General features: G+C 65.8%; 14 protein-coding genes, 2 tRNA genes and 1 pseudogene. 7 read left to right on the top strand and 10 right to left on the bottom strand.

Annotated features, from left to right (window positions below; genetic code table 11):
* Positions 1–280 (top strand): annotated as a pseudogene (locus ACESMO_RS07140) (hypothetical protein); the annotation flags it as partial.
* Positions 281–283: 3 nt separating this feature from the next.
* Here the strand turns inward: ACESMO_RS07140 and uvrA are convergent.
* The 7 genes from uvrA to ACESMO_RS07105 form a co-directional block, all read right to left on the bottom strand.
* A complete protein-coding gene (gene uvrA / locus ACESMO_RS07135; RefSeq protein WP_372707467.1) occupies positions 284–3,229 on the bottom strand; it encodes an excinuclease ABC subunit UvrA in 2,946 nt (981 codons plus the stop codon).
* Between the two features lie 341 nt (positions 3,230–3,570).
* Entirely contained in the window at positions 3,571–3,747 is a 177-nt protein-coding gene (locus ACESMO_RS07130) for a hypothetical protein (RefSeq protein WP_372707466.1), read from the bottom strand.
* 230 nt (positions 3,748–3,977) lie between these two features.
* Positions 3,978–4,859: an EAL domain-containing protein gene (locus ACESMO_RS07125; RefSeq protein WP_372707471.1), complete on the bottom strand. Its 882-nt coding sequence runs from the start codon at positions 4,857–4,859 to the stop codon at positions 3,978–3,980.
* Positions 4,745–5,725, bottom strand: coding sequence for a hypothetical protein (locus ACESMO_RS07120; protein WP_372707465.1), 981 nt, complete (start codon positions 5,723–5,725; stop codon positions 4,745–4,747). Before ACESMO_RS07120 ends, ACESMO_RS07125 begins: the two co-directional genes overlap by 115 nt.
* A gap of 58 nt (positions 5,726–5,783) precedes the next feature.
* Entirely contained in the window at positions 5,784–6,227 is a 444-nt protein-coding gene (locus ACESMO_RS07115) for a flagellar basal-body protein FlbY (protein WP_372707464.1), read from the bottom strand.
* Entirely contained in the window at positions 6,224–6,517 is a 294-nt protein-coding gene (locus ACESMO_RS07110; protein WP_372707463.1) for a rod-binding protein, read from the bottom strand. The genes ACESMO_RS07115 and ACESMO_RS07110 overlap by 4 nt, the downstream gene beginning before the upstream one ends.
* Positions 6,518–6,519: 2 nt before the next feature.
* Positions 6,520–7,626, bottom strand: coding sequence for a flagellar basal body P-ring protein FlgI (locus ACESMO_RS07105; protein WP_372707462.1), 1,107 nt, complete (start codon positions 7,624–7,626; stop codon positions 6,520–6,522).
* A 181-nt stretch (positions 7,627–7,807) separates the two neighbouring features.
* Here ACESMO_RS07105 and ACESMO_RS07100 point away from each other — a divergent pair, with 181 nt between their 5' ends.
* The 3 genes from ACESMO_RS07100 (at position 7,808) to gltX (ending at position 10,252) form a co-directional block, all read left to right on the top strand.
* The gene (locus ACESMO_RS07100) at positions 7,808–8,233 is read left to right on the top strand and encodes a flagellar assembly protein FliX (protein WP_372707461.1); all 426 of its coding nucleotides are present in this window, start codon (positions 7,808–7,810) and stop codon (positions 8,231–8,233) included.
* A gap of 182 nt (positions 8,234–8,415) precedes the next feature.
* Positions 8,416–8,847, top strand: coding sequence for an RNA polymerase-binding protein DksA (dksA, locus tag ACESMO_RS07095; protein ID WP_372707460.1), 432 nt, complete (start codon positions 8,416–8,418; stop codon positions 8,845–8,847).
* Positions 8,848–8,917: 70 nt separating this feature from the next.
* Positions 8,918–10,252, top strand: a complete 1,335-nt coding sequence (gene gltX, locus ACESMO_RS07090) for a glutamate--tRNA ligase (protein WP_372707459.1) — start codon at positions 8,918–8,920, stop codon at positions 10,250–10,252.
* A 298-nt stretch (positions 10,253–10,550) separates the two neighbouring features.
* Here gltX and ACESMO_RS07085 read toward each other — a convergent pair whose 3' ends face one another.
* Positions 10,551–11,153 carry a TIGR00730 family Rossman fold protein gene (locus ACESMO_RS07085; RefSeq protein WP_372707458.1) on the bottom strand — a complete coding sequence of 201 codons (603 nt, stop codon included), beginning with the start codon at positions 11,151–11,153 and terminating at the stop codon, positions 10,551–10,553.
* An 82-nt stretch (positions 11,154–11,235) separates the two neighbouring features.
* Between ACESMO_RS07085 and ACESMO_RS07080 the strand changes: the two genes are divergently transcribed.
* Positions 11,236–11,988 (top strand): hypothetical protein, encoded by a 753-nt coding sequence (locus ACESMO_RS07080; RefSeq protein ID WP_372707457.1) that lies wholly within the window; start codon positions 11,236–11,238, stop codon positions 11,986–11,988.
* 139 nt (positions 11,989–12,127) lie between these two features.
* Here ACESMO_RS07080 and ACESMO_RS07075 read toward each other — a convergent pair.
* A tRNA-Asn gene (locus tag ACESMO_RS07075) sits at positions 12,128–12,202 on the bottom strand.
* Between the two features lie 70 nt (positions 12,203–12,272).
* On the opposite strand from ACESMO_RS07075, the gene ACESMO_RS07070 reads away from it, so the two are divergent.
* A complete protein-coding gene (locus ACESMO_RS07070; protein WP_372707456.1) occupies positions 12,273–13,076 on the top strand; it encodes a TrmH family RNA methyltransferase in 804 nt (267 codons plus the stop codon).
* Positions 13,077–13,310: 234 nt separating this feature from the next.
* On the opposite strand, the gene ACESMO_RS07065 is transcribed toward ACESMO_RS07070, so the two are convergent.
* Positions 13,311–13,384: transfer RNA gene (locus ACESMO_RS07065), tRNA-Cys, on the bottom strand.
* Positions 13,385–13,521: 137 nt separating this feature from the next.
* On the opposite strand from ACESMO_RS07065, the gene ACESMO_RS07060 reads away from it, so the two are divergent.
* Positions 13,522–14,151: a protein-L-isoaspartate O-methyltransferase gene (locus ACESMO_RS07060; protein ID WP_372707455.1), complete on the top strand. Its 630-nt coding sequence runs from the start codon at positions 13,522–13,524 to the stop codon at positions 14,149–14,151.
* Positions 14,152–14,273: the final 122 nt, after the last annotated feature.

Genomic DNA, 14,273 nt, shown 5'->3' with positions numbered 1-14,273 from the left:
GCGGTTGGCGTTCAGGGAGGGATGGAGCGCTTCAGGAAAACTGTTCTGGCCTCTCTTGGGCATCTCCGTGCTGGCGCTGGCCATGGCCGCCGTGGTCGGTATGCTTCTGCTCGTCATCGCCCTGCCGTTGCAGGCGGCTAGCGCAGGGCAGGCGGCCAGCCCCGGCTCGGCGATCGTCGCCCTGCTGATGCTGGCGCTGATGCCGTTCGGTGCGGCCCTGGTAGCGACGATCCTTTGGGCGCCGTTTGCCGCGATGTGCCGTGAACTGTCGGAAGACTGAGGTTCAAGCCCGCGTCTTGACCCGGGCCGGCCTGGCGGAGGCCGCCGCGCGACCCGAAATAGCCGCGACGCGCGCCTTGCGGCGCATTTCGTGGCGATCAAGCACGTCCTTTAGATATTTTCCAGTCCAGCTCTTGGGGTTGGCGGCGACCTGTTCTGGCGTGCCGACCGCGACGATTTCGCCGCCGCCCTCGCCACCCTCGGGGCCGAAGTCGATCAGCCAGTCAGCGATCTTGATGACGTCCAGATTGTGCTCGATCACGACGATGGTGTTGCCGTTGTCGACAAGCTCCTGAAGGACCTCCAGCAGTTTGCGGATGTCCTCGAAATGCAGTCCCGTGGTCGGCTCGTCGAGGATGTAGAGGGTCTTGCCCGTGGCGCGTTTGGACAACTCCTTGGACAGCTTGACCCGCTGGGCCTCGCCGCCGGACAGGGTGGTCGCCGACTGGCCGACCTTGACGTAGCCTAGACCGACGCGGTTGAGGGTCAGCATCTTGTCGCGGATGGATGGGACAGCCTTGAAGAAGCTTCCAGCCTCTTCAACCGTCATGTCCAGAACGTCGGATATACTCTTGCCCTTGAAGACGATTTCGAGCGTCTCGCGGTTGTAGCGTTTGCCCTTGCAGACGTCGCAGGTGACGTAGACGTCGGGCAGGAAATGCATCTCGATCTTGATCAGGCCGTCGCCTTGGCAGGCCTCGCAGCGACCGCCCTTGACGTTGAAGCTGAAGCGGCCGGGGCCGTAGCCGCGGGCCTTGGACTCCGGCAGGCCGGCGTACCAGTCGCGGATTGGGCCGAAAGCGCCGGTGTAGGTGGCGGGATTGGATCGCGGCGTGCGACCAATCGGGCTTTGGTCGATATCGATGACCTTGTCGAACATCTCCAGCCCCTCGATACGGTCGAAGGGAGCGGGGGCGTCTGACGCATTGTGCAGGCGGCGCGCGGCGGCCTTGTAGAGGGTCTCGATGGTGAAGGTGGACTTGCCGCCGCCGGACACGCCGGTGATGCAGGTGAACACGCCAGCGGGAATTTCGCCGGTGACATTCTTCAGATTGTTGCCGGTGGCACCCGAGATCCTGAGCATCTTTTTGCGATCAATGGGGCGGCGGCCCTCGGGCGGCAGATCGATCTCGCGCTCGCCGGTCAGATATTTGGCGGTCAGGGAGTTCGGATTGGCCATGACCTCGGCGGGCGTGCCCTGGGCACAGACCTCGCCGCCGTGGATGCCGGCGGCCGGACCCATGTCGATGACATAGTCGGCGGTCAGGATGGCTTCTTCGTCATGCTCGACGACGAGGACGGAATTGCCGAGGTCGCGAAGACCCCTGAGGGACTCCAGTAGTCGACTGTTGTCGCGCTGGTGCAGGCCGATGGAGGGCTCGTCGAGGACGTAGAGCACGCCGGTCAGGCCCGAGCCGATCTGCGACGCGAGTCGGATGCGCTGGCTCTCGCCGCCCGACAGCGTCCCCGAGGCGCGCGACAAGCTGAGATAGTCGAGGCCGACGTTGTTGAGGAAGCGGAGTCGGTCGCCGATTTCCTTGAGGATGCGATGGCCGATCTCCAGCTGTTTCGCGGTCAGGCGTTCCGACAGGGTCAAGACCCACTGATACGCCTTGGCGATCGACAGGAAGTTGATGTCGGAGATGTCCGAGCCGTCGATGCGCACCGCCAGGGCCTCGGGCTTCAGCCGCTTGCCGCCGCAGGCTTCGCACGGGGTCTCGGACTGAAACCGGCCCAGCTCCTCGCGCACCCACGATGAGTCCGTCTCGCGCCAGCGGCGTTCCAGGTTCGGCAGCACGCCCTCGAAGGCCTTGGAGACTTCATATTTGCGGGCGTTGTCGTCATAGGTGAATTTGATCTTCTCGGACCCGGTGCCACGCAGGATCACGTCCTGGGCCGTCTCCGGCAGTTCTCGCCACGGCTTGTCCATCGAGAACCCGTAATGGCGGCTCAGCGACTGCAGCGTCTGGGTGTAGAGCGGCGATGGGCCGCGCGACCACGGGGCCACCGCACCCTTGTGCAGGGTCTTGTCCCGATCGGGAATGACCAGATCTGCGTCGAAGGCCAGCTTGACCCCCAGACCGTCGCAGGTCGGGCAGGCGCCGAACGGATTGTTGAACGAGAACAGCCGCGGCTCGATCTCGGAGATGGTGAAGCCGGAGACCGGACAAGCGAATTTCTCGGAGAAGGTCAGCCGGCGCGGCTCCTTCTCGCCCTCCGCCACATTGGCCCATTCCGCCACGGCGATCCCGTCGGCGAGGCCCAGGGCGGTCTGCAGGCTGTCGGCGTAGCGGCTGTCCAGCCCGGGCTTGGTGACGATCCGGTCCACGACGATGTCGATGTCGTGCTTGAACTTCTTGTCCAGCGTCGGCGCGTCCTCGATGGCGTAGAACTCGCCGTCGATCTTGAGGCGCTGGAAGCCCAGGCGCTGCCACTCGGCCATTTCCTTGCGGTATTCGCCCTTGCGGCCGCGCACGACGGGGGCCAGCAGCAGGATGCGCTCGCCCTCGGGCAGGGCGTTGATCTTGTCGACCATCATGGAGATGGTCTGGCTCTCGATCGGCAGGCCGGTGGCCGGTGAATAGGGCATCCCGACGCGCGCCCACAGCAGACGCATATAGTCGTGGATCTCGGTCACCGTGCCGACGGTCGAGCGCGGGTTCTTGGACGTGGTCTTCTGTTCGATCGAGATGGCCGGCGACAGGCCTTCGATCAGGTCGACGTCGGGCTTGCCCATCAGCTCCAGGAACTGGCGGGCGTAGGCGCTCAGGCTCTCGACATAGCGGCGCTGGCCCTCGGCGTAGATCGTGTCGAAGGCGAGCGAGCTCTTACCCGAGCCCGACAGGCCGGTCATCACCACCAGTTGTCCGCGCGGGATGTCGAGATCGACGCCCTTGAGATTGTGCTCGCGCGCGCCGCGCACGCGGATGAAATTGTGCTTTTCGGTCATGGAGTCCGGGGACGCGGTGGGGCCGGGCAGAGGACCGGCGCGACGACGCTATATGGGGATCAATTTGCAGGTTTCAGCAAGAACATTATGGCAACATGAGCGACCTGCCGACGCATCCCGTCACTGGTCGGGGAAATCGCCGGCATTGAAGGTGATGACGCAGCGATGATCTGCCCCGCCGGCGGGCGAACAGGAGTCCACCCCAAACCTATTGGCCAAAACCTTCGCGGACGAGCGGTAGTCGCGGCCGCCATGTTCGCACGCTGAACCCATGCCTGCGCTGCACGGCCCGAGGGCGTTGTAGAAGGCTCGGGCGTGCGCGCCGGTGCAGGTGAACAGGATCAGCTCATCCCGCCCCCGTCGGCGGCACGGCGATAGTCGCCCGTTGCTGCGGCGTGTCCGATACATTCGGCATAGAGGCGGGCGTTGGCTGGAGCCAGACCGCCGGTGATCGGCGCGTAAGCAGGGGCGACCACCGCAGTGTCAGGCGCATGGGCGCAGGCCGTCCTGACGGCCACGAGGGCGAAGGCTCGAGCAGGGTGGGGTGTCGCATGATCCTGTCCTCCAAGATCATCGTCTCATCGTCTCATGGTCTCAACAGCGGCACCATTCCCGGAATGTCTTGCACTTGGGCCGCTTCAACCCCATCCTGAATCTTCTAATGGCTTCATTGGAGGACAGACGGTCATGATCAGCGCCTTGGAAATCGGTTTCGGCCTTTCCGCATCGCTGCTCGTGCTGGTCCATGTCATCCAGAACCAGCCTCGTCCCAAACGAATACGCATTCGCACTCGTGACGCTCGATCGCGTCGCGGCCCGGACGCCTGACGGTTCCTAAGTCCCCGACAATCTGAGCCTTACGTTCCGTAGTGAGCGAACGCGCGTCATAGGATGATCGCGCTAACCTAGCCTCGGCCCGCGACCGCGCCGAGCCGGCGGGTGGCGACGGGATGGACGATCGGGACCGTCGGCTCCGCCGCCGGGCGTCCGAACAGCCAGCCTTGACCGTAATCGACACCGAGGCCCCGGATGATCGTTGCCTGATCGTTGCCTGATCGTTGGTCTCGATCATCTCCGCGACCGTGGACATCTTCAGCTTCTTGCACAGGTCGACCACATGCGAGACGAGCGATCGGGAGCGCTCGTCGGTCGTGATATCGCGCACGAACCGCCCATCGATCTTTACCGTGTCCGCTGGCAGCCGGTGCAGATAGTTCAGTGAAGCGGCGCCGGCGCCGAAGTCGTCGAGACAGACTTGGACGTCGGCCGTTCGCAAAGCGGTCAGGCGCCGGCTTGCGGCGTCGAGGTCGCCGACGGCGACGGTCTCGGTGACCTCAATCAGTATGCGTGAGCGGATATCTGGCGACGCTGCGGTCATCCGCAGAAGGCCCTCGACGTAGGTATCGGCTCCAATCGACGCACCGGAAACGCTGACGGATACCTTGCTCAGGCCGAAGCCGGGCCGCCGCAGCATCTGCAGGGCCTTCTCGGCAACCGCCAGGTCGAAGCTCTCGATCAGGCCCAACTCCTCCGCGAGATGGATCGAGTCGGCGGACCCGTGACCGCCGAACCGGGCGAGGGCCTCGAAGTGATGGAGACGCCAGTCGCGAGATCGGCGATCGGCTGGTATTCCAGGGTGAAGTTCTGTTGACGGACGATAGCCCGGAACTTTTCGGCCTCCTTGAGTGTCCGCTTCAGGCTATCGGAGAAGGTCACGCTGGCGCGACCGACACCCTCCGTGAGACAGGCTTCCAGCGCAAAGCGAAGCGCGCGGATCGTCGGTTCCGCCGGCCCGCTCATGGACAGGGCGGTCCGGGTGACCAAGGCGGCCAGGTCGATACCTTCGGCCGCTCCGGCGTCGCGAACCTCGTCGACGAGGTCGGACGCCGCGTCGGCGGCGCGGAGGAGAGCGAACTGCTCGGGCGACAGGCGCGCGGCCGACGCCCCATCCAGGGACGCGGTCTGAAGGGCGGCGTTGATGCGGGCGGCGGCGCGCTGGTGCGCTTCCCCGGGCTGATCGAGCCCCGCGACTTCGACGAAGGAAACGGCGAGGCCTAGCGCGACCGCGCCTTCCTGCAGGACCGCCTGGACGCGGCCGAGCAGCCCCCCCGCGTTAAGAAGGATCGGCGCGTTAGGCACGGCGAGCGTGAAGGCTGTCCCGACGTATGTGATCGCGAACGAGACGGCGGGAGCCAGTTCCGGCAACTGGAACAAGCGGATGCGCGCGCGACGCACCCGCTCGGAATTGCAGGAGATCAATGCATCGAGCGGGGCTGTGCGGATATTCGGCTGAAGCGTCCGGAGCGCCTCCGAAAGGGATTTTCGGCTGGCCTTGCCGACCAGATCCAACAGCATCCGGCCTTGCCAGGCATCCGCCGTCGTGCCCGGGCCAGGGCCGGCTCCCAGAACCAGCGCCACCTTGCCGTCTCCATCGACCTCAAGCAGCGTATCCGCTGCGGCGAAGGCGAGTCCGAGGAGGCCCGATTCCGTTGTCATAGACGCCTGTAACGCCTCCGATGTGAAGCCAAGTTCGACGAACAACCTTAACGTGACGTCAAGCCATCCGGTTTAACGCCAAGGCGCGGCCGTCGCCGGCGTTGGCCTTGCCCGACGCTCCATAGGCGGAAGGCGAGCCGCGCTGGCCGGCGACTTCGGCGGCGATGGTGCGGACCAGGCCTTCCGACACTGTCCGCGCGGCCTCCACCGCACGCGCGTGCGTCGACAGTGTCGCTTCGAACGCCTTCGTCGCCTCGATCAGGCCCTTGCGCGCGGCCAAGGGCGCGGGGGCCAAGACGCTGGGGTCGGCCTTCACCTGGGCCGACTCGCGACGGTAGGCATTGGCCAGGTCCTGCGTCTCGGCCATGGTCAGCGCAGCATCTTGCGGACGACGCGCCTCAAAGGCCTTTGTTTCCGCCGAGAGCCGGGCGGTCAGGCGTTGCGTCAGATCGATCAACTGACGAACGCGGGCCGTAGCGTTGAGAGTGGCGGCGTCGGTCATCGGGCCTGCTCCTGCATTTTGATCATTTGCGACAGGACCTGATCGGCCAGGCCGATCCCGCCCGCCTTGACGGTCTGTTTGGCCATGGCCTCCACGAGGAAGCCGCGCCAGGTGCCCTCGGCCTCGCCGCCTCCAAACGGCGCTTCGGTCGAGAGGCCCTCGAACATCGGCTTCATCATCTGCGCCAGGAAGGATGCCTCGAAGGCCTCGGCGGTTTCGCGCATGCGGCCGGTCACGGGTTTCGGCGTCGCGGGCTGGAGCAGAGCGGGGGAGACGGCGAGGTCGCTCATGGTCACATCACCTCGATTTCGGCTTGCAGGGCGCCGGCAGCCTTGATGGCCTGCAGGATGCTGATCATGTCGCGCGGGCTGACGCCGAGGGCGTTCAGGCCGTTGACGAGGGTGGATAGCGAGGTCCCGCCGCCGACGATTCGCATCTGGACGCCGCGTTCTTCCTCGACCGCCACGTCCGACTGGGGCACCACTACGGTCTCGCCGCCGCGGCTGAAGGGTTCGGGCTGGCTGACCTGGGGGCTTTCCTGAACCGAGACTGTCAGATTGCCTTGGGCGATGGCGACGGTGGAGACGCGGACCGCATCGCCCATCACCACGACGCCGTTGACCTCGTCGATGATAACCTTGGCCGGGGAATCGACCCGCACCGGCAGGTTTTCGACCTGGCTGATGAAGCCGGCCATGCCCAGCTGGCCCGGCGCGCGCAGGGCGATGACGGTGCCATTCTCGGCCAGGGCGGTATTGGGATAGACCTGATTGATGGCGGCCGCGACGCGCTGGGCGGTGGTGAAGTCCGGATTGCGCAGCGTCAGCCGCACCTCGTTCATATTGGCCAGCTGGAAGCCGGTCTCGCGTTCGACCGTGGCACCCGAAGCGATGCGGCCGGCGGTCGGCACGCCGCGCGTGACCGAAGAACCGGACCCTCCAGAGGCAGAAACCGCCCCGGTCTGGATGGAGCCCTGCGCGACGGCGAAGACCTGACCGTCAGCACCCTGCAGGCTGGTGACCAGTAGAGTGCCGCCCAGCAAGCTCTTGGCGTCGCACATCGAAGACACGCTGACGTCGATGCGCGAGCCGGGCGTGGCGAATGGCGGCAGTTCGGCGGTGACCATGATGGCCGCCATGTTCTTGGAGTTGGCGTTGGCACCACGAATATTGACGCCCAGGCGTTCGGTCATGCCTTCCAGCGATTGGCGGGTGAAGGGGCAGTTGCGCAGGGAGTCGCCCGTGCCGTTCAAGCCGACGACAAGCCCGTATCCGACCAGCTGGTTGGTGCGGACCCCCTCGATGGCCGCGATGTCCTTGATCCGCGATTGGGCCAGAGTAGGAGACGCGAAACCCGCGATCGCGGCGGCGGTCAGGAGGGAGGCGAGCAGTTTCTGCATCGGTGGGTCCGCGAACTGTTGTCTCCGACGAACCTGCGAAGGTCGTGCCACGAGAAAAACATCGGAAAAACAACGAAGGCCGTCTTCGCTGCCCCAGCGCCGGAGGCAAGAATTGCCGGGTCGTTAACCAAACAGTGACCGGCGGGTCGCCATGGTCGGGCATGTTTTGGAGTCGCTCCGCATGAAGGTTACCGGCCCGACAGGACCCGGCGCGCCATCGGCCGCTCGTTCCGCGCGAGCGACGGGCGGCTTTTCCGTCCCGCAAGCGACCTCCGCCGCGCCGTCCGCCGCCGCCGGCGCCGCCAGCGGCGTCTCCGGGGTGGCGGGCGTATCCGCCCTCATGGCTCTTCAGGGCGTCGAGGACCTTACCGAGCGACGCCGTCGGGCCATCCGTCGTGGCGACGGCCTGCTGGATCGGCTCGAAGAGCTGAAACTCGCCCTGTTGTCCGGCGAGGCTGGCGAAGGCGCTCTGGATCGCCTGTCCCGGAGCCTCAGAGAAGAGCGTCCTCTCGACACCGATCCGGAGCTGAACGGCCTACTGGAACAGATTGATCTGCGCGCAGCGGTCGAATTGGCGAAGGCCGATCTTCGCCGCATCGCAGCATAAACTACCGAAAAACCTAGAAAAAGCAGCGCCGGTCGAGCGCCGGGTGATGAAGAAATGTCACGCTCGCGCCTTTCATGAAGCGTGACAGGGTCACGCTCGCGCGAGCCGTGTTGCCGCGACTCTCCCGCATCCCTATACGCAGGGCTGCGCCACAGGGGGGCGCTGTTGAAAGCGTGAATGCGATGAACGCATTAGCGTCCGTCATCGTCGATCCGGTCGATTATCGGCCGAGCGACGCAGAGCCGTTCATGAATGAGCGGCAGTTGGCCTACTTCAAGGGCAAGCTTCTGGCGTGGAAGGACGACATCCTTCGCGAATCCAGAGGCACGGTGACCAATCTGAAGGCCGAAACCGAGAACCATCCGGACCTCGTGGACCGGGCATCTTCGGAATCCGACCGCGCGCTTGAGTTGCGCACGCGGGACCGCCAGCGGAAACTGATATCCAAGATCGACGAAGCGCTGCGGCGGATCGAGGACGGCTCCTACGGCTATTGCGAGGAAACCGGCGAGCCGATCAGCCTCGGCCGTCTGGAAGCCCGGCCCACGGCGACACTGTCGGTCGAGGCCCAGGAGCGGCACGAGCGCCGCGAACGGGTCCACCGGGACGACTGATCGCCTGCGAGCCTTGACTTGAGGGGCCGCGAGGGCGACCTGTGCGCCCCGCGTTTCCAAGGTCTATCGCATGTCCGTCAAGGTCCGTTTCGCCCCGTCACCAACGGGTAAGCTGCACGTAGGCAACGTGCGCACCGCCTTGGTCAACTGGATGTTCGCGAAAGGGCAGGGCGGGTCCTTCGTCCTGCGCATCGATGATACCGATATTGCCCGTTCCACTCCCGAATTCGAACAGGGCATCGAGGACGACCTGACCTGGCTGGGTCTGGTCTGGGACGAGCGCCATAACCAGTCCAGGCGCTTCGATCGCTATGAGGAGGCTGCGGCTCGGCTCAAGGCCGCCGGCCGGCTTTACGCGTGCTATGACAGCTCCGAAGAACTGGACCGCCGCCGCAAGGTGCAACTCTCGCGCGGCCTGCCGCCGATCTACGACCGCGCGGGCCTGGCGCTGACGGATGTGGAAAAGGAGGGCTATGAGGCTGAGGGCCGCAAACCCCACTGGCGGTTCAGGCTGGACGGCCGCCGCGTCGCTTGGGAAGACTTGTCGCGCGGCCACGCCGAAGTAGACACAGCCTCGATGTCGGACCCGGTGCTGATCCGCGAGGACGGGCTGTTCCTCTATACCCTGCCTTCGGTCGTGGACGACATCGACATGGTGATCACCCACGTCATTCGGGGCGAGGACCACGTCACCAATACCGGTGCCCAGATCGAGATCTTCGAGGCGCTTGGCGGGCCGACGCCTGCGTTCGCCCACATGCCCCTGCTGGTCGGCGAGGACGGGCAAGCGCTGTCGAAGCGGCTGGGGTCGCTGTCGATCGCCGAGATGCGCGACAAAGACTACGAGCCGATCGCCATCACCAGTCATCTGGGCCGTATCGGCACTAGCGATCCGCTGGAGGTCGGCCAGTCGATCGATGCCCTCGGTGCCAGCTTCGCCTTCGCCAAAATGGGCCGGTCGCCGGCGCGTTATGATACCGCCGACCTTGACCGCCTGAACGCCCAGGCCCTGCACGCAATGGACTATGGGACGGCGCGCGCTCGGCTGGCCGCTCTCGACGTGGATCTGGGCGAAACCTTCTGGACAGGCGTGCGAGGTAACCTTCAGAAATTCACCGATGTCGTTGAAATGGCGACGATCGTGCGCGGTCCAGTGACGCCGACGATCGAGGACCCGGCGTTCGCTCAAGCCGCGTTGGCGGCCCTGCCCGCGACCATTGACGAGACCCTGTGGCCCGTGTGGACGGCGGCGGTAAAGGAGGCGACGGGGGCCAAGGGCAAGGCGTTGTTCATGCCCCTGCGCATGATGATCACGGGCCAATCCCACGGCCCGGACATGGCGACGCTGGCGCCGATGATCGGCCGCGAACGGATCGTGAAGCGGTTGAACGGCGAGACGGCCTGAGCTGCCTCGCCGGATTCAAGTCCGATAAGGCGTTGCAGAGGGACAGTTGTCCGGCAGACAGGGCGACGCCCTTGAAGCTGAACGACGAGACTGCGCCGAAACGCGGCACGACGCGGCGACAGTGCGGGGGGCCGGCTGATTGGCGCCGCCGTTGGCGGTGCAGGTCGCGCCTTCGCAGCGCCGGATGGCGCCGTCGATGATCGTGCGGGCGGCAGTGGCCCTTGTGGTATCGACCAGCACGGCGCTGGACATCGGGGTCTGGGCGAAGGCAGGGGCGGCGGCGATGAACAATGATCATTTATCGCTGATCATGTCGCAAGCCCGCCTGACCGTCGGCTTCCTGCATCCCCTTGATGGCCTCTTCCACGGTGTCGCAGACGGTCCAGGCATCGAGGAAGGAGGGCGGGGTCATGCCCTCTTCGACGCTATGCCGCATCAGGGCGAAGAAGGTCTCCCAGAAACCGTTCAGATTCAGGAAGATGACGGGTTTGTGGTGCAGGTCGAGCCGTTTCCAGGACAGGACCTCAACCACTTCTTCCAGCGTGCCGACGCCGCCGGGAGCGACGACGAAGGCGTCGGACTGATCGTACATTATGGTCTTGCGCTCGTGCATCGAGGTGACCACCAGGGTCTCGACCTCGTCGAACAGCCGCTCGCGGCTGCGCAGGAAGCCGGGCATGACGCCAAGCACCCGACCGCCCTCGCCATGCGCGCCCCGGGCCGAAGCGCCCATCAGGCCGACGCCGCCCCCGCCATAGACCAGCCGCCAACCCGCTCGGGCGGTCTGTTCCCCGAACGCCCGCGCCGCGGCGACGTATTCAGGATGCGCGGTTTCGGACGATCCGCAGAAAAGGCAGACGGACTGACCGTCGAAGGGCTGGATGGTGACGGGCGACGACATGGGGCCTCGTGAAGACGATGAAAGACAGCGGGCGCGTCGCCGGGCTATCTGGGTGGCCACTCCTAGCGGTCGGAGCTTGAGGATGAAACGGGCGATATTGTCAGCATCGGCGGCGCTGGCGCTAGCGGCGCTCGGCGGATGCTCGCCCGCGCCGATCGGAAAGGCGGCCGGGAAACAGACTGAGGCTCCCAGCGGTTGGACGCGTCCGCCCGTGATCCAGCGGGTGATGCGGGCGACCACCGGACTGATCGTGACCGGACTGGCCGAACCCGGCGCGCGCGTCGTCCTGCGCGGAGCGTCCGGCGACGCCCATGCCGCGGTGGCCGACGAGCGCGGGCGATTCGAGATTCGCATGGGCGCGCCTGCTGAGCATCTGATCCTGCGTCCCGAGACCCAGATCGGTCAGGACGCGGCGCCGTCGCCGGATCGGCTGCTGCTGGTCGACGGCGGGCGTGGCCCCATAGCGATCCTGAGGGCAGGAGGCGCGACCCGGCGCCTCGACGCCGCCCCGGCGCTCGGCGCGATCGACGGCGACGGACGTCAATATATCGCCTCGGGTCGAACCGTGCCCGGAACCCGCGCGCTGCCGGTTTCGACCGGAGAAACCTCGACAACCGTGGCACCGGCCGCCGATGGAGCCTGGACGCTTATGCTGCCCTCGTCCCGCGCCCAGCCCATCCGGATCGGCGCGCGATCATTCGTCTGGCCCGACGAGAGTCCACGATCCGGAGACGATCTGGTCGTGGAGCGCGAGGCCGACGGCTGGAGCATAGCCTGGGTGGGTCCGGAGGGCGCGCGTCAGTGGACCTGGTTGCCGACGGGGCCGACCCTCTGACGTGATTTACGTCCGGTTAACCAATTCAGTCGATTGGCAAAGTGTCTTCTTCGAGGACACCCACCATCACCGAACTACTCAAGCCCGGCGTTCGCGTCGGGTTTTTTTCGTCCTAGCGATATCTGGGCAGGGGAGAGAGTGGCTCCGCGGGTAGGATTCGAACCTACGACCAGCCGATTAACAGTCGGCTGCTCTACCACTGAGCTACCGCGGAACACTTCCTCTCGGGAAGGCGGGCGCTATAGCAGCGCGAGTCGCGCTCACGCAACGGGAAATATCCGACATTGCCCCTCATCCGCATCGACGATCCCGCCGACCCTCGCGTCGCCGCCTTCCGCCACATCAAGGAGCGGGACCTCACGGGCAGGCAGGGCCTGTTCGTGGCCGAGGGAGAGGTGGTGCTGCGGGTGCTGGCGTCGCCGCGCTCCCTCTGTCGGCCGGTGGCGGCGTTGATCGCGGAATCGCGGGTCGAGGGGCTCGCCGAAATTCTCGCCGCGCTTCCCGAAGAGACGCCGGTCCATGCCGTCGCGCAGCCGGTCCTGGACGGCATCGCCGGCTTTCATCTGCATCGGGGCATCCTCGCCCTGGGCCAGAAGCCGGCGGCACGGTCGCTGGAGGACATTCTGGCCGAACTCGGCGAACGGTCGGTCGTCGTGCTGGCCTGCGGAATCGGCAATCACGACAACATGGGCGGCATCTTCCGGGCGGCCGCCGCCTTTGGCGCGGATGCCGTCCTGCTCGATGACCGGTGCTGCGATCCCTTTTACCGCAAGGCGATCCGGGTCTCGGTCGGTGCCGTGCTGCGCACCCCGATGGCGATCAATCTGGACGCCGTGCAGGCTGTCGTTGCGCTGGGCGTCGCGGGCTTTCGGGTGATGGCCATGACGCCGTCCGCCCACAGGTCCCTGGACGAGACCGCCCCGGGCGGTCGCATGGCGATCTTGCTCGGTGCCGAAGGACCGGGGCTGTCGCCTGATGTGCTGCGGAGATGCGAGGGCGTTGGCATCCGAATGTCGGGCGGCTTCGATTCGCTGAACGTGGCGACGGCGGGCGCTATCGCCCTGCACCATTTCACGCGTCAGGCATAAAGCATTGACCAATCCGCGATTGACCCTTCGTACCCATTGATGAATGGCGTGAATTATGACGCTCTGTCGTGGTCCGGGGGAGTGGGTTATGCTCAATGGCATTCTTTTCTTCGTGCACCGTAATGTGCGCGTCGACGAGACGGTGGGCATCGTCACCGCGACCGTCAGCGCCGCCACGATCATCGGCTGGATGACCGCGCCGGTCTGAAACCGGTTTTCTCTGAAGGATCGCGATGGAGGCCTGACCGGGAATCGAACCCGGGTGCAAGGATTTGCAGTCCTCTGCGTAACCACTCCGCCATCAGGCCGTGACCCACCGATGCAGGCCGCGTCGTCGCGAGGGGCGTTCGCTATCAGATCGGATTGTCCCTCGCAACGCACAGACCTATAAGCGCGCCAGATTTTCCGGCGCCGCGATGCGTCGATGTTTCAGGACCAGGGACCGATGGATTTCGCAGCCGCGCGCAAGATCATGGTGGACAGTCAGGTCCGCGTGAACGACGTCACCGACCGCGCCCTGCAGGCGGCCCTGCTGGCCGTGCCCCGCGAACGTTTCCTGCCGGAAGACCGCGCCTTCTCGGCCTATGCCGAAGTCGAGTCCGAGATCGCGGCGGGTCGCAAGCTGATGATGGCGCGGGATCTTTCGAAGCTGCTGATGGCTGTGGACGCGCGTCCGGGCGAGACGGCCCTCGCCATCGCGGCTCCTTATGCCGCTGCGGTGCTGGCGAATCTGGGCCTGGTGGTCACGGCGCAGGAAGGCGACGCAGCCGTGTTCGACGTCGTCGGCGGTGCCTTGGCCGACGCCGGCGTGTCGACGGCGGTGGCGTCTGCGGCCGAGCCCGCGATCCAGGATGTGGACGTCATCGTGTCCGAGGCCGCCGTTCCTGCGCGACCGGAATCGTGGATCGCCGCGTTGAAGGTTGGCGGGCGTCTGGCCGTGGTCGAGCGCTCGGGCCCGGCCGGCAAGGCGGTCCTCTATGTGCGTGGCGAAAATGGCGTGTCGCGGCGGGAACTGTTCGACGCCGCGCCTCCGGTTCTTGCGGAGCTCGAGCCTGAACCCACTTTCGCCCTCTAGGACGGTGACTTCGCCGCGCGATTTCGCCGGCGAGTGAAAAAAACTTAACTGGCGCGGGCGTAACTGGTCCCGCATCAGACGTACGAGATACGAAGGGCGCTTCTCCATGCGCCAGGCAGGGA

Origin of the sequence: Brevundimonas sp. (assembly GCF_041688735.1) — a bacterium.
In the GTDB taxonomy this organism is placed as follows: domain Bacteria; phylum Pseudomonadota; class Alphaproteobacteria; order Caulobacterales; family Caulobacteraceae; genus Brevundimonas.
Note: the sequence above shows the minus strand (reverse complement) of the source record. Positions and strands in the feature narration are given on the sequence as shown.

Coding starts and splice junctions, on each gene's coding strand:
- ACESMO_RS07100 (WP_372707461.1), top strand. CDS start 7,808: ATGAAGGTTACCGGCCCGACAGGACCCGGCGCGCCATCGGCCGCTCGT.
- ACESMO_RS07105 (WP_372707462.1), bottom strand. CDS start 7,626: ATGCAGAAACTGCTCGCCTCCCTCCTGACCGCCGCCGCGATCGCGGGT.
- ACESMO_RS07060 (WP_372707455.1), top strand. CDS start 13,522: ATGGATTTCGCAGCCGCGCGCAAGATCATGGTGGACAGTCAGGTCCGC.
- dksA (WP_372707460.1), top strand. CDS start 8,416: ATGAACGCATTAGCGTCCGTCATCGTCGATCCGGTCGATTATCGGCCG.
- uvrA (WP_372707467.1), bottom strand. CDS start 3,229: ATGACCGAAAAGCACAATTTCATCCGCGTGCGCGGCGCGCGCGAGCAC.
- ACESMO_RS07080 (WP_372707457.1), top strand. CDS start 11,236: ATGAAACGGGCGATATTGTCAGCATCGGCGGCGCTGGCGCTAGCGGCG.
- gltX (WP_372707459.1), top strand. CDS start 8,918: ATGTCCGTCAAGGTCCGTTTCGCCCCGTCACCAACGGGTAAGCTGCAC.
- ACESMO_RS07110 (WP_372707463.1), bottom strand. CDS start 6,517: ATGAGCGACCTCGCCGTCTCCCCCGCTCTGCTCCAGCCCGCGACGCCG.
- ACESMO_RS07115 (WP_372707464.1), bottom strand. CDS start 6,227: ATGACCGACGCCGCCACTCTCAACGCTACGGCCCGCGTTCGTCAGTTG.
- ACESMO_RS07085 (WP_372707458.1), bottom strand. CDS start 11,153: ATGTCGTCGCCCGTCACCATCCAGCCCTTCGACGGTCAGTCCGTCTGC.
- ACESMO_RS07120 (WP_372707465.1), bottom strand. CDS start 5,725: ATGACAACGGAATCGGGCCTCCTCGGACTCGCCTTCGCCGCAGCGGAT.